Source organism: Mesorhizobium sp. P2_E9, assembly GCF_056403815.1.
Genome location: NZ_JBFUET010000017.1, coordinates 69,445 through 86,209, shown reverse-complemented (window position 1 = coordinate 86,209; position 16,765 = coordinate 69,445). Strand labels below are relative to the sequence as shown.

Genomic DNA, 16,765 nt, shown 5'->3' with positions numbered 1-16,765 from the left:
CAAGGCGCTTTTGCTAGTCTGCCCACCAGCATCCAACACTGCGAGGACATGTGGCACAGGACAGCCAGACGCTTCATGGCGACGGGATTTCGGCTGTCATAGTCGGGCGGGGCGCCGAACTGGTTTCGCTACGGGAGGCGCAGGGATTTGAGTTCCTTTGGCAAGCCGGGCCAGAGTGGCGGCGCCATTCGCCGGTGCTGTTTCCGATCGTTGGCCGGCTGAAGGGCGACCAACTGCGCCATCGCGGCCGGACCTATCCGATGACGCAGCACGGCTTTGCCCGCGACAAGCCGTTTACCTGGGCGGAGAGGGGGGAGCGCTCCTGCACGCTGGTCCTCACCGACGATGCCGATACCCGTACGCACTACCCCTTCGCCTTTCGCCTTGCCGTCACCTACACTCTGGAGCGCCAGCAGCTTGGTGTGGCCCTGGAGGTTACCAACACCGGCGACGAGCCGTTGCCGGCCTCGGTCGGCGCGCATCCGGCATTCAACTGGCCCTTGCTGCCGGAATTGCCCAAGGAGGCCTACCGGCTGACCTTTGCCGACGATGAGCCGGCGCCGATCCGTCGCCTCAAGGACGGCCTCCTGCTCGCAGAGACGCGGCCGACGCCAATCGCGGGCAGAACGCTTGCATTGTCCGAGCAACTGTTCGATGACGACGCCGTCATCCTGGATCGGCCCGCGAGCACCAGCTTGCGCTACGCCGCCGACCATGGTCCGGCGATCGAAATGTCATGGCAGGGTGCGGAGGAGCTGGGCATCTGGTCCAAACCCGGCGGCGCGCCCTTTCTGTGCCTCGAGCCCTGGCACGGTATTGCAAGCCCGGCCGATTTCGACGGCGAATTCAGCGACAAGCCAGGCGTGATGCTGATCGAACCAGGAGCGAAGCGTTCGCTGAGCTACCGGATCAGCCTGGAGCAGGGTCCGCGGTGACCAGCGGACGACCAGCCGGAAAACCAACGTCGTGGGACTTCAAATGAAACTTGGCTTCATCGGCACAGGCGCGCTCACAGCCGCCATCGTTACCGGGCTCAAATCGCTTGAGGACGATCCGGTATCGGTCGTGTTGTCGCCGCGCAACGAAGAGATCGCCGCGAACCTCGCATCCCGCTATCCGAATGTGCGCGTTGCCGCCGACAATCAGGCGGTCCTCGATGAATGCGACACCGTCATGCTGGCGGTCCGGCCGCAAATCGCCCACCAGGTGCTGCCTGAATTGCGATTTCGGCGCGACCACCACCTCATCAGCCTGATCGCCACGCTGTCGCGTGAAGAAATCATCGGCCTGACCGCACCCGCAAGCCGCGTGACCAAAGCGCTGCCCATGCCGATGATTGCCCAGCGGCTGGGGGCGACGATCATCTACCCGCCCGATCCAGGTGTGACCGCATTGCTGGGCGGGCTGGGGAAGGTGATCGAGGTCGAGAGTTCCAGCGAGTTCGACGCGTTGAGCGTCGTGACCGCGACCTATGCCACTTACTTCAAATACCTCGATACGATCCACCGATGGCTGAAAGCGCATGGTGTGCCGGATACCAAGGGGCGCGACTATATCGCGGCGCTCTTCACAGCACTTGGGCACGCTCCGGAAACAGCGCCCGTTGCGGACTTCACGCATCTGGCGCAGGATTATGCGACCCGTGGCGGCATCAATGAGCAGGTTCTGAACGAGCTCACGGCCCACAACGTCTTCAATGCGCTGGCGGAAAGCCTGGACGGCGTGCATCGGCGCATTTCGGCGGCCGGCGCGACATAGCCAGGTTTTAGACCTGCCGGACGCGATGGGCGCCAGAGCAAGATTTCAAATCTGTCGGGCGATGGTGCCGATCACATTGACGAGAAGGCGCGCGGCGGTCAGGGCCGACAGGCCGTCAATGTCGGCGGGCGGATAGAGTTCGACAAGGTCGAATCCCGCGATCCTGGCCCGCTTGCCGAGGCCGGCGATCAGGTCGATCGCCTGGGTGTAGGTGAGGCCGCCCGGCGTACGTGCCGCCACCCCTGGCATGATGCCGGGATCGAGGCTGTCGCAGTCGAAAGTGACGACGACCCGTGCGCCTTCCGGAATATGCCTGAGCGCAGCGTCGACGCCTTGCGTATGAACCTCGCGCGCGGTCACGAAGCGGCTGCCATAGTGCTGCGCCGCTTCGATTTCGGCGAGGCGCGCGCTGCCGATGCTGCGCAGCCCAACCTGCACCATGCCGGCGACATGCGGCATCTCGCTCGCCCGCCGCATCGGGCTCGAATAGCCGTAGCGTTCGCCATGCACCTCGTCGCGCCAGTCGATATGGGCATCGATCTGCAGGATCCAGATCGGTCCGTGATCGGCAAAGCCGGCAAGGAACGGAATGACGACGGAATCGTCACCGCCAAGCAGGATCGGTATGGCCGGCAGGGACAGAACCTCGCGCGTCTTCGCCTCGATCCGGGCCCGGTTGCCAGCGTTGTCGTGTATGGTGGTCAATATCTCACCGGCGTCGACGCAGCAGACCGGCTTGCCATCGAACAACGGGCCGCCGAGATCGAAGTCCCAGTGCTCGACGAGCGAGGCATCATCCTGGCTGGCTGCGCGGATGGCGTCGGCGGCCAAGGCATAGCCGCTGCTGTCCTTGCCGGGATAGGTGCTGCCGTGGCCGGCTCCGAAGATCACCGCGCGAGGCGTGCGGCCATCGGTAAGGCGATCGGGAAGGCCGAGGAAGGATGCGGGCATGTCTTGATGTCCTGATGATTTGGACAAGGAGGTTATCGTGCCACAGGGCAGCCGCAAAGCAGGTCGCCATCTCGGTGCTGCTTTGAGCCAAAACGTGCACATCCGAAAGTCGCATAAGATAGATTATGGAACTGACGCATTGACCAGCAGCTGGAAATTACTGCTGCTTTTCATAGGCTTGAGACGCTCGATGTCTGTTGCCTCATGTGGATTGCCAACGCTACGCTGCGTGGATGACAGCAGCAAAGCGTGAGATCGAATCGGCGATCGAGGTGTTCGTACATGGCTACAGCACCGACAAAAGCCGCACCTTTCCTTACGAGGTCAGCCGCGTCGGGCCATTGTGGGCGATGCGCGATGCGCCGCGCAAGAATGCTCGCGACTACCGTGGCGAGGAATGGGTCGTCCATGACGTCGCTGCCCAGGACGCCGATGCGATCGTGCGGCAGCATGCGCGGCCGGGTTTCGCCATTTCCGTCGTGATCGCAAACGACGAGCCGGATGGGCCGACGCGAACCGCATACAAGGCTCTCGGCTACCGGCTGCTGCGGACGGAAGGTTTTTTCGCCCAGCCATTGCGTCAGATTCCAAGCCCGCCGGCGCCCGTCCCGATTGAGCGCGTCCAGACAGTCGAACGGGCGGCGCAATTGGCAACGATCATCCGCAGGCGGCCGATCTCGGCCGATCTGCTCGGCGACGGCGCGCCGTTCCGCCAATATGTGGCGGTCGATGGCGACGAGATTGTCGGGCGTGTGCGCAGCATAGACGCTGTCGGCGCCACGTGGTGCGCGGCCATGTATGTCGAGCCATCGCACCGGCGTCGCGGTATCGGCCACGCGCTGATGTCCAAAATGCTGCAGGACGACCAGGCTCGTGGAGCGCGATGCTCTATGCTGTTGGCGACGCATGCCGGAGCGCTGCTTTATCCCAGCATGGGCTATGAGCGGATTGGAACGCTGCTGATATTCGGGCCAAAGAAGCGAACGGCACCATGAACCGGCGTGTTTATCGCGCTGATTCAAAAGGAATTTCGATCCCCATGCCATCATAGGCCGGGACCACCGTGTCAGGCGTCTCGGCCATCACGGTCGCGTAGTCGAGCGGCACGTGCATATGGGTCAGCACGGCGCTCTTCGGCGCCAGCTTCTCGATCCAGTCGAGCGCCTGGCCGAGCGACAAATGGCTGGGATGGGTGTTGTACTGCAGTGCATCGATGACCAGCATCTGCAGGCCGCGCAGCCGCTCGACCGTGGCGTCGGGAAAGCCACTGATATCGGGACAATAGGCCAGCCCGCCGATGCGGAAACCGAGCGAGATGATGTCGCCATGGAACTGCGGCAGCGGCTCGAGGGTGAGGGCACCCCCCTCGCCTTCGATCACCACCGGCTTTGCGTGGTCGATGATATGCGGCCGCACGATTGGCGGATAAGAGCTGCCCGGCGGCGTCTCGAAGCAATAGCCGAACGCCTGCCGCAAACGCAGCATCGTCGGCTGGTCGGCATGAATGTCGATCAGGTGGCGCTGCTCCTGCACATAGCCACGCAGATCGTCGATGCCGTGGATATGGTCGGCATGCGGGTGCGTGTAGACGACCGCATCAATGCGCTTGACCGAAGCCAGCAGCATCTGCTCGCGGAAATCCGGCCCGGTGTCGATGACCACGGTGGTGCGGCGGCCATCGGCGGCAATCCGTTCGACCAGCGCTGCCGTGCGCATACGCCGGTTCCTCGGATTGGTCGGGTCGCAATTGCCCCAGTGGCCGGTGATGCGCGGCGTACCTGGCGACGAGCCGCAGCCGAGAATGGTGAGGCGCAGCCGGTCAGTCATCGTTCAGGCGCTCTGCTCGGCAGGCCGTGGCATCTTGCCGAACAGCCGGAAGAAATTGTTCGTCGTCATATCAGCGACTTCAGCCTCGCTGACGCCAATCGCTTCCGCCAGCACTCGTGCCGTGTGCGCGACATAGGCCGGCTCGTTGCGCTTGCCGCGAAACGGTATCGGCGCCAGATAGGGTGCGTCGGTTTCGACGAGCAGCCGGTCATGCGGCACATCGGCGGCCATGGCGCGCAATTCGGCCGAATTCTTGAAGGTCAAGATGCCCGAGAACGACACATAGCCCCCGAGCGAGACACCGATTTCGGCCAGCCGGCGTCCCGATGAAAAACAGTGCAGGATGAAGGGGAAGGCGCCCTTCCCTGTTTCGTCCTCGAGAATGGCTGCCATGTCGTCATCGGCGTCGCGCGAATGGATGACGAGAGGCAGGCCGGTCTCGCGAGCGGCTGCGATGTGGTTGCGAAAACCCTGCGCCTGCGCATCGCGCGGCGCCTTGTCGTAGAAATAATCGAGCCCCGCCTCGCCGATCGCTACCACCTTCGGATGAGCCGATAGACGGACAAGCTCTGCGGTGGTGACGTCGAGTTCTTCGGCGGCATTGTGCGGATGGGTGCCGACCGAGCAATACACCTCGTCGAAAGTTTCAGCGATTTCAAGTATTTGCTGAAGGCGCTTCACACGGGTCGAGATCGTCACCATGCGGCCGATTCCGGCCGCTTTGGCGCGGGCGACAATAGCCGCCCGCTCCTCGGCGAAATCTGGAAAGTCCAGATGGCAGTGGCTGTCGACAAGCATCAGGCGTTCGCGCTCGGCTGTTCGACATAACGCGGAAATACGCCCTCCGGCACGGGCAATGCCGTGCCGGGCACAAGCGCATAGTCCGCGTGGACATGCTCGAAGTTACGCTTGTCAGCTGGCACCGCCAGCAGGTCGAGCAGCTTCGTGGCCGACCCCGGAACAAAGGGCTGGCACAGCACGGTGACGCGCCGAACCACCTCGGCGGTCGTCCACAGCACCGTTTCCATGCGCTCCGGATTGGTCTTCTTCAGCGCCCAAGGCTCCTGCCCGGCGAAGTAGCGATCGGCTTCCGCCACCACGGCGAAGATTGCCGCCAGCGCCAGATGGATGCCTTGCTCGGCCATAGCCTTGCGCGCGGTGGCCAGAGCCGCCGCCGCCTGATCCAGGATCGCGCTGTCGGCATCGGTCAGGTCGCCGCGCTTCGGCACTACGCCGCCGCAGTTCTTGGCGATCATCGACAGCGAGCGCTGCGCCAGATTGCCGAGGCCGTTGGCGAGGTCGGCGTTGGTGCGGTTGACGATCGCTTCATGGCTGTAGCTGCCGTCCTGGCCGAACGGCACTTCGCGGAGGAAGAAGTAGCGCACCTGGTCGAGACCGTAATGCTCGACCATGGTGAACGGGTCGATGACGTTGCCGACCGATTTCGACATCTTCTCGCCGCGGTTAAACAGGAAGCCGTGGCCGAAGACGCGCTTCGGCAGCGGGATGCCGGCCGACATCAGAAAAGCCGGCCAGTACACCGCATGGAAGCGCACAATGTCCTTGCCGATGATATGCGCATCGGCCGGCCAGAAGCGCCATTTCTCATCCTTTTCATCGGGATAGCCGACGCCGGTAATGTAGTTTGTCAGGGCGTCGACCCAGACATACATGACGTGCTTGTCGTCGCCCGGCACCGGTACGCCCCAGTCGAAGGTGGTGCGCGAGATCGACAGATCCTTCAATCCCGATTTGACGAAACTCATCACCTCATTGCGGCGCTCAGCCGGGCCGATGAAGTCAGGCTGGCTTTCATAAAGCGCGATGAGCTTGTCCTGGTAAGCCGAGAGGCGGAAGAAATAACTCTCTTCCTCGACCCATTCGACCGGCGTTCCCTGCGGCCCGTAGCGGATATTGTCGGGACGGACCTCCGTCTCCTCCTCGCCATAATAGGCTTCGTCGCGCACCGAGTACCAGCCGGCATAGCCACCCTTGTAGATGTCGCCATTGGCGTCCATCGCCTTCCAGATCGCCTGCGAGGCCGCGTAATGCCGCTCTCCGGTGGTGCGGATGAAATCGTCGTTGGAGGCGTTGAGCGCGGTTGCCATGCGCTTGAAATCGGCCGAATTGCGATCGGCCAGTTCGCGTGCCGAAATGCCTTCGCGCTTCGCCGTCTGCAGCATCTTGATGCCGTGCTCATCAGTGCCGGTGAGGAAGAAGACCTGCTTGCCGTCGAGCCGCTGGAAGCGCGCAAGCGCGTCGGTGGCGATCAGCTCATAGGCGTGGCCGATATGCGGTTTGCCGTTCGGATAGGAAATCGCGGTCGTGATGTAGAATGTGTCGCGTGACATGAATGAACCATCATGAATGTCTGAATGAAAGCCGTGGCGGTGGATATCGCATCGGAATGGCGATTGCCATCCCGGTGGGGACCGTCACATTCGCATCGCAGACTTCATGCGGTCGATCATGGTCAAGGCGTGCTGCTTCTTGTCTAGTTTGCAGGTCTCGGTCTCAAATATAGCGTCCAGCACCTCATGCCAAGTCCCGACCGTTGCAAAGGCAGGTCGCGATCCGTAGTTTCGCGGCGGTGCAAAGAGGCAGACCGGCATGGCCACGACCACGCAATATGATCCGCGACAGACTCTCGATCTGCGCTTGCGTCAGGCCGGCGCCAGTAAAACCGTTTACGCCCTCGTCACGCCAGAGATCGAAACCGTGAAGGCAGAGCTGCTCGGCAACAGCGGCGGAAACGGCCCCGATCCGGTCCGCGCCGCCTATCTCGATCAGTTTCGCCATGCCTGGACCGGGAAGCAGAACGCACTGCACCGTCGGTTCTTCGACACATGGCTCGGTTGGGCGAAGCCGATGGCGCCGCTGGACGCGGCTGACTTTCCATTCAGCTACCCGACATCCGGTGCCAGCGAGCCGCTTTTTCATCTGATCGCCGACTACGGCAACCGCGCACGCGTCGAAAGGTTTTCCCCTCGACTTGTGATCTTTCGCGGCGAGTATGAGGGCTACAAAGCCTATGCCGAGGCCTGCGGTATTCCGGTGATGGAGTATGAGCGCCACGCCTGGCGCGATGTCGCCGACACCATCAATCCCTTGGATCTGCTGTGTCTCAGCCAGCCCTCGGCCATCGACGGCATGGTGTGGCCGGACGCCAACGCCTTTCTGCGTCGGCTGAGCCAGCGCGCGAACCCGGCCCAGCTCGTCCTCGATTTGACCTATGTCGGGGCGACTGGCGAACCTCCGGCGGAGACGATCCTCGCCGCCGCGCCCTGCGTGAGCGCCGTGGTGATCAGCCTGTCCAAGCCGTTCGGCGCATATTACGACCGTATTGGCGGGGTGTTCTGCCGATCGGAGAATCTCGGCCTGTTTGGCAATCAATGGTTCAAGAACCTGACATCGCTGCAATTGGGAATACGGCTGATGGAGCGGTTCGACGTCTTCGCCATGGCGCGCCGCTACGCCGGTATTCAAGGCAGTGTTGCTGAACATGCAGGCCAGGCGCTCGGCCTTGCCTTGACGCCCGCTGACGTCTTCATTCTTGCCCGGGCCGCGGCGGGCGCCGAGAACGATCTCGAACTGACCTCCTATCTGACGCGCCCCCCTGGGGCGGTTGATGTCAGGCCACGCCTGTGCCTGACGCCAGGCATGGCGGAGCGGATCGGCATGGCCGGTCCGAATTCCGAGACGTTATCATGAAGAATTTGATCCCGCTTGTTACGAGCGATGACATCCATGCCCACTGCCTGGCGCACTGGAAAACGGAAGCATTCCGATCCTCGCATCGCCAAGGCGGCTATGTCCACGGCATCGTCGATCAGTATGCCCGCATGCCGCGCTTCAGCTGCGAGACCACCAACGACCGCCTGGAGCGCGCGCATTTCTGCACATGGTGGGGACTGACCATGCGCCGGGATGACTACGCGTCCCCGGGCATCGAGGATCTCTACGTCCTGCATGAAATCTGGCACGCCGCGCATATGCCCTTTATCCCAGGCATCGGTTTCGAGGCTTTCCACGGCAAGATGGAGCGCAACGAACTCGAAGCCAGCGTGGCGTCCGAACTGCTGGTCTATTTCAAGATCGATGGGCTGAGAGAAAGTGCATTTCCTCATCCCATTTATGCGGACCGATTCCTGAACGATCCGGCGATGCGGCTTCTATGGCGTGAGAATGAAGTCGTTGCCACCAACACATTGCTCGAAGCGCGCCGCAACGTCATGTATTCCAAGCCCGAAGGAGACATGGACCTGAGCGAGCGATGGATTCGCAAATTCACCATGCAGAACCGGCAGTGGTCGATCGTCTGGGCCGACCGCTACCTCGACATCGAGGATCATATGCACCGGTTCCAGCAGATGGCTCTCGGCGGCGACAGGAAGGCAGCCGCCGACTTCCACGCCGACTGGATCGAGGCCGAAGCCGCTACGGACACGGTGGACCACGTGCCTTTCCGCGACCAGGCGCTGCTGTTCGCCACCATCTATTGGGCCAATCGCGCGAAATACGATGCCGCGCTCGCGGTGCAGCGAAAGAGCCAGTCCGACAATACGACAATTGCCTGAAAGCAGGCCGCCTACGTCGAGAGCGTCGCCGAACGACTGTTCACATCGCGGACTTCAGGCGATCGATCATGGTCAAGGCATGCTGTTTCTTGTCGAGGTTGTAGGTGTCTGTCTCGGAAATCGCGTCCAGCGCCTCGTGCCAGCTGTCCGACAGCGTTTTGGCGCGTGCAAGGTTGCCGTCGAGCGCAGCCCGGCTTGCCGCATCCGACAACAAGTCGAGCGCCCGGCGGTTGAAAATATCGAACTGGATCGCCTGGTCTTTGCCGGCGACGGCTTCCGCGAGCCGATAGGCTCCGCCGACGTCGCTTTTTCCCTTCGCCACCAGCCCATCGAGCGTCTCGGCGATCTCAAGCCCGCCATATTGCGTCAAAAGGATCGCGTTGCGGGCGCTGCCCCCTGCCCGTTCGACGAGTGCCGCCCGCGCGGCCGGATCGTCCGGCGGCGGCGGTTCGGCGGTCTGCAGCACCGCCAGCAAATCGTCGGCGTCGAGCGGCGTCAGGCGTATCACCTGGCAGCGCGAGCGGATCGTCGGCAGCAGGCTGCCCGGCGCATGGACGATGAGAATGAACAGCGTTCGCGCCGGCGGCTCCTCAAGGTTCTTCAGCAAGGCATTGGCGGCATTGGCATTCATGTCGTCGGCGGGATCGACGATGACGACCCGGTAGCTGCCGTCATGCGAGGTCATCGACAGGAACCGGTTGACCCTGCGGATCTCGTCGACGGTGACGACCGTCTTGAAACTCTTGGTCTTGTCGTTCATCGGCCGCGTCAGATGCAGCACGCCCGGATGCGCCCCGGTCGCGATCTGGCGAGACAGCGACGAGGCCGGATCGGGCACGGCAAGACTTTCCGGCGCCTGCGCGAAGGCCGGGTGCTTCAGCAGGTGATGCGCCAGATGGAAGGCCAGCGTCGCCTTGCCGATGCCGACAGGTCCGGCAAAGATCAGCGCATGCGGCAGCTTTCCCGATCGATAGGCGGCGGCAAGCATCTCGGCCGCCTGCCGGTGCCCGACCAGACGGGGCGTTTCGGACGGTTCGGGCACGCCGTCCAGCGTATCGTGCTGTTCCGGCGCGATGCGTTCGAAGATCATACCGGTGCGGCCTGCCTGTTGCGCGCGGGCGCCCTCGCCTCCAGAGCCACGAACACGGCCGCGGTGACGACGTGCTCCACCGTATCGGGATCGGCGGACGCGTCGATGACGATGCAACGTTCCGGCTCGGCCGCGGCGATCGCCAGGAAGGCTTCGCGCCGGGCCTGATGGATGGCAAGTGTTTCCTTCTCGAAGCGATCCGCGTCGGCATCGCTGCCACGCCGCAGCGTCGCGCGCTTGAGGCCTTCGGCTGGATCGATATCGAAGATCAGCGTCATGTCGGGCATCATGCCGTTGATGGCGACCTGTTCCAGCGCATCCATGAACGCCGGGTCGATTCCGCCGGTGACGCCCTGGTAGACGCGCGAGGAATCCAGGAAACGGTCGCAAAGCACGATGGAGCCGCGCTCGACCGCCGGCCGGATGACCTGCTCGACATGGTCGGAACGGGCGGCGGCGAAGAGCAGCGCTTCCATCTTCGGCCCGAATGGCTCGGCCGCACCCGAAAGCAGCACATGCCTGACCGCTTCGGCGCCCGGCGAGCCGCCCGGTTCGCGTGTCAGCAGGACATCATACTTCTTGGCGCGCATCTTCCTCGCCAGCCGCTCGATCTGCGTCGACTTGCCTGCGCCTTCGCCGCCTTCGAAGGTGATGAAAAATCCGCGCGCCAATCGAAAGGGCCTTTGTCCAGGTTGGAGTGGATTGTTGCGCTCTAGATAGTCCGCGTTCGGGAAAACGTCCATGCCGTCGGTGCTATCGCAGCCAGCCGATCGCCAGTTCCTTGACCGCATCGAGCGCGCGCTGCGGCAACGTGCCGACGCCGATCGACTCGGCGGCGAAAAGCGGCGTCTCCTGGCTCAGAGTGTCGCCGATCCAGACACGCAGCGCGCCTACCGGCTGGCCCTCCTCCACGGGTGCCGCAACCGGGCCGGTGTAGACGATTTTGGCCGTCAGCTTGTCGCGGTTGGTGATCGGCAGGAAGATGTCGATCGGCCCTTTTGCCTTCAATGTCACGCCGGATTTCGCGCCGCCAAAGACCTGGGCCTCGCCGACCACCTCGTCCTTGGCGAAGATCTCGGTTTTCTGGAAGGAGCGAACACCCCAGTCGAGAAGCTTGCGCGCCTCCTCGGCGCGTTCCTTGTCGTTGGCCAGCCCGCTCATGGCCGCGATCACCCGCGTGCCGTCATGGCTGACCGAAGCGACGATGCCGAAGCCGGCCGCCTCGCTCGCGCCGACAGCCAGGCCATCGACGCCGATGTCCATGGCCAGCAGCGGATTGCGGTTCCTCTGCGAAATCTTGTTCCAGGTGAAATCCTTCAGGCCGTAGTAGCGATAGAAATCCGGATAATCGCGCCACAGATGCAGCGCCAGCTGCGCCAGTTCGCGCACCGTCGTCTGCTGGCCGTCGGCCGGCAGGCCGGTCGAATTGACGAAGGTCGATGTTTTCAGGCCGATCTGGCGGGCCCGTTCTGTCATTTGCGCGGCAAAATTGTCCTCTGATCCGGCCATGCCCTCGGCGATGATGATGCAGCCATCATTGGCCGCCTGCACGGTCACGCCCTGGATCAGGTCCTCGAGCCGGATCGCCGATTTGAGCTTGGCAAACATCGTCGAGGTTCCCGACGGCGCGCCGCCCTTGCGCCAGGCGTTTTCGCTGACCACGAACGTGTCGTCGAGTTTGAGACGCCCGGATTTGATGGCGTTGAAAACCACTTCCATGGTCATCAGCTTGGCCATCGAGGCCGGCGGGATCGGCTTGTCGGCGTCTTTCGAAAACAGCACCGTACCGGTGTCGGCATCGATCATGAACGCCTGCGTGGCCTTGGTCTCGAAAAGCTGCGCTTGGGCTGGAACGAGGCAAAGCAGCAGCAAAGCCAGCCCCAGGAAGCCGGCAAATGGCGGAAAGGCGCGCAACTGCATGAAATCTCGACCCGTTTGCCGGTTTTGGCACAGCCAAGCTATCAGGGTTTTTTCCGCCGGATCAACCGCACGGGCAAAATAGATCAGTTGCGCACAGCCAGAGCGTCCGGCGCGCCGTGCGACCATGCGGCCTGCAGCAGATCATCCACGCCGCCATGGCCGTTGGGATAGAGATTGACCGCATACCAGTCATTGCCATCGAGATCGGAACGCTGGATCTCGGTTCTGCCGAAGGGTTGAAGTGCGGCGGCCACGCGCTTGGCTTCGGCGGCATCGTCGAATGTGCCCGCGGCGACATAGTCGGCGCTAGACGGCGAGGCCTGCGGACTGGACTTCTTCCACGACCGCAGGATGTCGGCCGGCGACATGCCGCTATCGTCGAGTGCGGCAAAGACATCGGCGCGCTTTACGCGTTCATCCGCATAGGACAGCGACGCCACCGCGAACGGCGACTGCGGCGGCAGGCCAATCTCGGGACGCTCCGGCACGATCGGTCCGAAATCGGGCAGCACCAGGTCGCCGAAAGCCGGCGCCTGCGCCGATAAGGATGGCTGCGCGGCGAACGCACCGCCGGAATTCGTCAACTGACCGGGGAACGGTACGGCGGCGGCGCCCACCGGCACGCTTGGCGACGGTCCGTTCATCGCCACCATGACACCGGTTGGCAAGCCATCCGAAGGATCGGGAATCCTGTTGCCTGGATGGTAGGATGCCATCAGATACTGGTCGTCGTCGCCATCGAGCGGCGCGCGACCGACGTATTCGACCTTGACCTTCGCGGTGCCGACCTTGGCGTAGTCGAGCATCTGCGCCGCGCGCTCCGAGACGTCGATGATGCGGTTCTCATGATACGGCCCCCGGTCGTTGACGCGCACGATGACCGAACTGCCGGTTTCGAGATTGGTGACGCGGGCATAACTTGGCAGCGGCATGGTCGGATGCGCGGCCGTCAGCTGCGCCGTGTCATACACTTCGCCATTGGCGGTCAGCCGGCCATGGAAAGCGTCGCCATACCACGAAGCCAGGCCGACCTTGGCGTAGTGCCGATCTTCCTTGGGATAGTACCACTTGCCGCGCACCTGGTAGGGTTTGCCGAGCTGGTCGCGACCGCCGCCACGCCGCATGAATTGGACGCGCGGGCTTGCCTTCACGCCATATTCGGTTTCGGCGAAATATTCCTTGGAGCGAGGCTTGGGATTGACCATCCCCTTCGGCTCAGGCTGCGACGCGCAAGCGGCCAGCAAGGCGGCCGACGCCGCAAGCAGCGTAAGCGTGGAAGCGCGACGAAGACGCTGATGCGTCGTAGCCTGCATTTTTCCTGAAATCCCCTACAGTCTCAATCAAGACGCCGTGGTTTGAACAGCAGAGGAGCCAAAGCACTCACTCGACAACACCAACGGCGCCCTGAACCCCGATCCTTTGTGCGCAGGAATTGTTTATCACGATATTAACCGATTGTGGCCGGAACCGGGCAAGATTGTGACGCAGCCCCGCGGGGCGCGGTGCGCCCCTCAGGCATGTTTTGCTTCCTCCGTTTCAGCCCACCAGCTTTCGCAGCGTCTAGTATATTAGCAATCGCTTGAATTTTACCCAAATCGAGATCATTCTTGTCGATGGGTGCGGTCCGCTGTTCGTTAAGCGTTGAAGGGGTAAAGCGTCATGGAATTCGCTAGCTGCTATGACCAGAGCGCGAGCATTTTTGCGTCAACGATGTTCCTGAACATCACGGCGTTTTTTATAATTATGGCCGCATTTGCCGTTGCACGGCTGGTAACAATATCCGCCGAAGGTTCCGTCAACCGGGTTCAGACCGCGTAAAGCCTCGGGCACATGGCCGGGATGATCGCGATCAAGGACTGGACTTGCGGCATGAGCGACGAACTCGGCCGTGTCGTCCTGACCATCAACCCGACACAGGGTGAGCCGATCGTCGTTCTGATGACAATTTTCCAGGCGGCAAAAATAGCCCAGGAACTGCGAACGCCGAAATTCATCCCCTTTTCCGCTGTGTGACGCGCTTGAGCGTTCGCCGCCTCATCGTTGAGGGGTGCCACCTCGCAGGATCGCTCCATCTCCCCCACGGCTTCAGTAAATCGAGTCCGGCGCTTGCCCGGTCAACAGGAAGGCGCCGCAGCGGTGGTTGACGCGGCCCTCAATGCCGCTTTACAGGAATGACCAGCGAAGCGGTCGGGAACGCCTTCGGTGCCAATCCGGCGCCAATGGCGAAAACCCGTCGGAAGCGCACTATCCAAGTGATTGAAAAATCACCACGGAGGGATGGCCGAGCGGTTTAAGGCACCGGTCTTGAAAACCGGCGTGGGCGCAAGTTCACCGTGGGTTCGAATCCCACTCCCTCCGCCATACCGGCTCCAGCGTACAAAAAACACGGCCACCGTAAGGCAACTGGCCTATGCAGTTCCCGCGGCATCTGTCGACCCAACACTTCCGTCCAGTGAGCGCCGGCCATCGTTCCTCTCCACCCGACAGCGGCCAACCTTCGACGCCAGACCAAAGTCTTGTCCGTTGCAAGCAATGGTCCGACGTAACCGCTTTGGTTCCCTGCTTGTCCATTGGATGTTCATTATTTTAGCTGATATGAATATGTGATTGTGTTGGAGGGAGCGCCGCGATGTTCATTGACTACTACGAAGTTCTGGAGGTCAGCCCAAACGCCAACTCCGAAACGCTGGAACGGGTGTTTCGTTATTTTGCCATGCGTTACCATCCCGATAATCAGGACACCGGCGACGAAACCCGCTTCAGCGAAATCGTAGAGGCCCACAATACGCTCAAAGACCCGGTCAAGCGCGCGCAGTACGACATCCAGTATCAGGACCATGCGGTTTTGCGTCGGGAACTGACCGAGGAAGCCGGCAACACCAAAGGCATGGAGCGTGACGTCGTCATCCAGGCCAGGCTGCTCGCGCTTCTTTATGTAAAACGCAGGCAAGACGTCAACAACCCTGGCATTGGCGATGTGGAACTTGAGAGACTGTCAGGCTGCCCGCGAGAACATCTCGAGTTTCATCTCTGGTATCTCAAGGCAAAAGGTTGGATAGCAAGGATCGAGAACGGGACGATCGCGATCACCGTCGAGGGCGTCGATCGTGCCAATTCCGAACATCGTCGCGACCCGACCACCAAACTCCTGGACCACGCAGCTTCTTGAACCGCGTGCTCGCCTGCGGCCGGCCGCCGTGGTGGCTGGGCGGTGACGGGCTCGCGCAACGCGATGCCTATTCGGACGGCTGGGTACGCTCCGCAATGGCAAATGCCTGCAGGTTCTTGGCCTTGCCGATGTCCTGATCCGCATTCGCGATGATCGAAAAGAACGCCGCTCTCGCTATGTCCTTCTTCGAGGCCTTGGGGTGCGCTTTCTGGGCTGCCTTGACAAGCTGCTTGGGAGACATGTCGGGCGTGACGATCCTCATGAGGGTGTCGCCGATCGCACTCATTTCACTTGCGTCCATGACGGGGTGTCCTGTGCTGACCGTGGAGCCACAATAGCAAGGACGGTTCGTGACTGCCAAGATGGCATCTGAAATAGAAAACCCCACCGGCAGGGAACCGGAGGGGTTGGTCTTGGGAGGACACACGGCACGCGCTGCGTTCGTCGACCGCGCATAGCCGAGATATCGCCCGGTTGCGACACCGATGTGACAGACCGGTGAGCGTCTCGATCACATCCTCGGCCATGAGCATGACTGGGGGACAGGCATCAAGCCTTTGGAAAGGAGAAATGTGGTTCTGTCCGGAAGCCGAAGCGCGAGCGGGTGCTGGCCAACGGCAAAGGGCAACAGAGGCGGGCGAATGGATATCTTTGGCATCAAGGGGCTGTTGATCTCCGCGTTGATCTTCATTCCGTTCGAACATCTGTTCCACGAACGGCCCCAGAAGGCCCTGCGCAAGGGCCTGGGTGTCGATCTGATCTATGTGCTGTTCAACGGCCTCATCATAAAAGTGGCCATCGTTTTGATCGCGGCCAACACCCTCGACGCGGCTTCAATCCTGGTCCCGCAATCAATGGCGCACGCCGTCGGCGGCCAGCCCGTCTGGCTGCAGGTCGCGGAAATCATCCTGATCACCGATATCGGCGTCTACTGGACGCACCGGGCCTTCCACGAAATCCCCGCGCTTTGGAAATTCCACGCCGTTCACCACGGCATCGAGGAGCTGGACTGGCTCGGCGCCTTCCACTCCCACCCGGTCGACGCCATCCTCACAAAGGCGATATCGTTGACGCCGATCTTTTTCCTCGGCTTCTCCGAAGCCTCGATCGCCGTCTTTTCCTCACTCTATTTTGGACACACGCTGCTTGTTCATTCAAACCTGCGGATTCCGTTTGGCCCCTTGAAATGGCTGATCGCCAGCCCGCAGTTCCATCGTTGGCACCATGCCAACCAGCGCGAAGCCTATGACAAGAACTTCGCCGGGCAGCTGCCTGTCCTCGACATTGTGTTCGGCACCTACAATGCCACCGGCAACAAGGTGCCGGAAAAATACGGCGTCGATGATCCGATCCCCGCCAGCTACTTCGGCCAGGTCAGCTATCCGCTCCTGCCCCGCGAGAAGCCGTCAACCCGTGCGGTGCCGAGCACCGAAGCCTGACGGCTGACATCAATGGCGCACGGCCTTTTGCCGA

At 62.1% G+C, this 16,765-nt stretch carries 17 protein-coding genes and 1 tRNA gene; 9 read left to right on the top strand and 9 right to left on the bottom strand.

What is annotated here, in order from left to right; translation table 11 throughout:
- Positions 1-50: 50 nt before the first annotated feature.
- Positions 51-935 (top strand): aldose 1-epimerase family protein, encoded by an 885-nt coding sequence (locus AC1D05_RS27375; protein WP_477444819.1) that lies wholly within the window; start codon positions 51-53, stop codon positions 933-935.
- 43 nt (positions 936-978) lie between these two features.
- Complete coding sequence (locus tag AC1D05_RS27370; protein WP_477444817.1) at positions 979-1,758, top strand: pyrroline-5-carboxylate reductase; 780 nt, start codon at positions 979-981, stop codon at positions 1,756-1,758.
- 45 nt (positions 1,759-1,803) lie between these two features.
- Here AC1D05_RS27370 and AC1D05_RS27365 read toward each other — a convergent pair whose 3' ends face one another.
- Positions 1,804-2,709, bottom strand: coding sequence for an agmatinase (locus tag AC1D05_RS27365; protein WP_477444815.1), 906 nt, complete (start codon positions 2,707-2,709; stop codon positions 1,804-1,806).
- Positions 2,710-2,942: 233 nt separating this feature from the next.
- Here AC1D05_RS27365 and AC1D05_RS27360 point away from each other — a divergent pair, with 233 nt between their 5' ends.
- Positions 2,943-3,704 carry a GNAT family N-acetyltransferase gene (locus tag AC1D05_RS27360; protein WP_477444814.1) on the top strand — a complete coding sequence of 254 codons (762 nt, stop codon included), beginning with the start codon at positions 2,943-2,945 and terminating at the stop codon, positions 3,702-3,704.
- A gap of 10 nt (positions 3,705-3,714) precedes the next feature.
- Here the strand turns inward: AC1D05_RS27360 and AC1D05_RS27355 are convergent, their stop codons facing one another.
- Genes AC1D05_RS27355 through metG form a run of 3 tightly spaced genes read right to left on the bottom strand, consistent with a single transcriptional unit; the run spans position 3,715 to position 6,887 of the window.
- On the bottom strand, positions 3,715-4,536 hold the full coding sequence (locus AC1D05_RS27355; protein ID WP_477444813.1) for an MBL fold metallo-hydrolase: 822 nt from the start codon (positions 4,534-4,536) through the stop codon (positions 3,715-3,717).
- A 3-nt stretch (positions 4,537-4,539) separates the two neighbouring features.
- Positions 4,540-5,334, bottom strand: a complete 795-nt coding sequence (locus tag AC1D05_RS27350; RefSeq protein ID WP_477444812.1) for a TatD family hydrolase — start codon at positions 5,332-5,334, stop codon at positions 4,540-4,542.
- Positions 5,334-6,887, bottom strand: coding sequence for a methionine--tRNA ligase (metG, locus tag AC1D05_RS27345; RefSeq protein ID WP_477444811.1), 1,554 nt, complete (start codon positions 6,885-6,887; stop codon positions 5,334-5,336). Before metG ends, AC1D05_RS27350 begins: the two co-directional genes overlap by 1 nt.
- A 259-nt stretch (positions 6,888-7,146) precedes the next feature.
- On the opposite strand from metG, the gene AC1D05_RS27340 reads away from it, so the two are divergent.
- Together AC1D05_RS27340 and AC1D05_RS27335 are read left to right on the top strand one after the other, a co-directional pair.
- The gene (locus AC1D05_RS27340) at positions 7,147-8,247 is read left to right on the top strand and encodes an aminotransferase class I/II-fold pyridoxal phosphate-dependent enzyme (RefSeq protein WP_477444810.1); all 1,101 of its coding nucleotides are present in this window, start codon (positions 7,147-7,149) and stop codon (positions 8,245-8,247) included.
- Positions 8,244-9,113, top strand: a complete 870-nt coding sequence (locus AC1D05_RS27335) for a hypothetical protein (RefSeq protein ID WP_477444809.1) — start codon at positions 8,244-8,246, stop codon at positions 9,111-9,113. Before AC1D05_RS27340 ends, AC1D05_RS27335 begins: the two co-directional genes overlap by 4 nt.
- Before the next feature lie 40 nt (positions 9,114-9,153).
- On the opposite strand, the gene AC1D05_RS27330 is transcribed toward AC1D05_RS27335, so the two are convergent.
- The 4 genes from AC1D05_RS27330 to AC1D05_RS27315 all read right to left on the bottom strand — a co-directional run bounded on the left by AC1D05_RS27330 (position 9,154) and on the right by AC1D05_RS27315 (position 13,436).
- Positions 9,154-10,203, bottom strand: coding sequence for a DNA polymerase III subunit delta' (locus tag AC1D05_RS27330; RefSeq protein ID WP_477444808.1), 1,050 nt, complete (start codon positions 10,201-10,203; stop codon positions 9,154-9,156).
- Positions 10,200-10,874: a dTMP kinase gene (gene tmk / locus AC1D05_RS27325; protein WP_477444807.1), complete on the bottom strand. Its 675-nt coding sequence runs from the start codon at positions 10,872-10,874 to the stop codon at positions 10,200-10,202. Before tmk ends, AC1D05_RS27330 begins: the two co-directional genes overlap by 4 nt.
- Positions 10,875-10,956: 82 nt before the next feature.
- The gene (locus AC1D05_RS27320; RefSeq protein WP_477444806.1) at positions 10,957-12,123 is read right to left on the bottom strand and encodes a D-alanyl-D-alanine carboxypeptidase family protein; all 1,167 of its coding nucleotides are present in this window, start codon (positions 12,121-12,123) and stop codon (positions 10,957-10,959) included.
- Between the two features lie 83 nt (positions 12,124-12,206).
- Positions 12,207-13,436: a septal ring lytic transglycosylase RlpA family protein gene (locus tag AC1D05_RS27315; protein ID WP_477444805.1), complete on the bottom strand. Its 1,230-nt coding sequence runs from the start codon at positions 13,434-13,436 to the stop codon at positions 12,207-12,209.
- 556 nt (positions 13,437-13,992) lie between these two features.
- Between AC1D05_RS27315 and AC1D05_RS27310 the strand changes: the two genes are divergently transcribed.
- The 3 genes from AC1D05_RS27310 (at position 13,993) to AC1D05_RS27300 (ending at position 15,292) form a co-directional block, all read left to right on the top strand.
- Positions 13,993-14,136 (top strand): hypothetical protein, encoded by a 144-nt coding sequence (locus AC1D05_RS27310; RefSeq protein WP_477444804.1) that lies wholly within the window; start codon positions 13,993-13,995, stop codon positions 14,134-14,136.
- Between the two features lie 258 nt (positions 14,137-14,394).
- A tRNA-Ser gene (locus AC1D05_RS27305) sits at positions 14,395-14,484 on the top strand.
- Positions 14,485-14,752: 268 nt separating this feature from the next.
- Complete coding sequence (locus AC1D05_RS27300; RefSeq protein ID WP_477444803.1) at positions 14,753-15,292, top strand: J domain-containing protein; 540 nt, start codon at positions 14,753-14,755, stop codon at positions 15,290-15,292.
- Between the two features lie 67 nt (positions 15,293-15,359).
- Here AC1D05_RS27300 and AC1D05_RS27295 read toward each other — a convergent pair whose 3' ends face one another.
- Positions 15,360-15,593: a hypothetical protein gene (locus AC1D05_RS27295; protein ID WP_475450813.1), complete on the bottom strand. Its 234-nt coding sequence runs from the start codon at positions 15,591-15,593 to the stop codon at positions 15,360-15,362.
- Between the two features lie 340 nt (positions 15,594-15,933).
- Here AC1D05_RS27295 and AC1D05_RS27290 point away from each other — a divergent pair, with 340 nt between their 5' ends.
- A complete protein-coding gene (locus tag AC1D05_RS27290; RefSeq protein WP_477444802.1) occupies positions 15,934-16,731 on the top strand; it encodes a sterol desaturase family protein in 798 nt (265 codons plus the stop codon).
- The last annotated feature ends 34 nt before the right edge of the window (positions 16,732-16,765 follow it).

What these genes read in the sequence shown, in the direction of transcription:
- AC1D05_RS27355 (WP_477444813.1), bottom strand. Translation starts at nt 4,536, where the DNA reads ATGACTGACCGGCTGCGCCTCACCATTCTCGGCTGCGGCTCGTCGCCA.
- AC1D05_RS27300 (WP_477444803.1), top strand. Translation starts at nt 14,753, where the DNA reads ATGTTCATTGACTACTACGAAGTTCTGGAGGTCAGCCCAAACGCCAAC.
- AC1D05_RS27310 (WP_477444804.1), top strand. Translation starts at nt 13,993, where the DNA reads ATGAGCGACGAACTCGGCCGTGTCGTCCTGACCATCAACCCGACACAG.
- AC1D05_RS27290 (WP_477444802.1), top strand. Translation starts at nt 15,934, where the DNA reads ATGGATATCTTTGGCATCAAGGGGCTGTTGATCTCCGCGTTGATCTTC.
- AC1D05_RS27360 (WP_477444814.1), top strand. Translation starts at nt 2,943, where the DNA reads ATGACAGCAGCAAAGCGTGAGATCGAATCGGCGATCGAGGTGTTCGTA.
- AC1D05_RS27330 (WP_477444808.1), bottom strand. Translation starts at nt 10,203, where the DNA reads ATGATCTTCGAACGCATCGCGCCGGAACAGCACGATACGCTGGACGGC.
- AC1D05_RS27370 (WP_477444817.1), top strand. Translation starts at nt 979, where the DNA reads ATGAAACTTGGCTTCATCGGCACAGGCGCGCTCACAGCCGCCATCGTT.
- AC1D05_RS27320 (WP_477444806.1), bottom strand. Translation starts at nt 12,123, where the DNA reads ATGCAGTTGCGCGCCTTTCCGCCATTTGCCGGCTTCCTGGGGCTGGCT.
- AC1D05_RS27295 (WP_475450813.1), bottom strand. Translation starts at nt 15,593, where the DNA reads ATGGACGCAAGTGAAATGAGTGCGATCGGCGACACCCTCATGAGGATC.
- metG (WP_477444811.1), bottom strand. Translation starts at nt 6,887, where the DNA reads ATGTCACGCGACACATTCTACATCACGACCGCGATTTCCTATCCGAAC.
- AC1D05_RS27315 (WP_477444805.1), bottom strand. Translation starts at nt 13,436, where the DNA reads ATGCAGGCTACGACGCATCAGCGTCTTCGTCGCGCTTCCACGCTTACG.
- AC1D05_RS27335 (WP_477444809.1), top strand. Translation starts at nt 8,244, where the DNA reads ATGAAGAATTTGATCCCGCTTGTTACGAGCGATGACATCCATGCCCAC.
- AC1D05_RS27365 (WP_477444815.1), bottom strand. Translation starts at nt 2,709, where the DNA reads ATGCCCGCATCCTTCCTCGGCCTTCCCGATCGCCTTACCGATGGCCGC.
- AC1D05_RS27340 (WP_477444810.1), top strand. Translation starts at nt 7,147, where the DNA reads ATGGCCACGACCACGCAATATGATCCGCGACAGACTCTCGATCTGCGC.
- AC1D05_RS27350 (WP_477444812.1), bottom strand. Translation starts at nt 5,334, where the DNA reads ATGCTTGTCGACAGCCACTGCCATCTGGACTTTCCAGATTTCGCCGAG.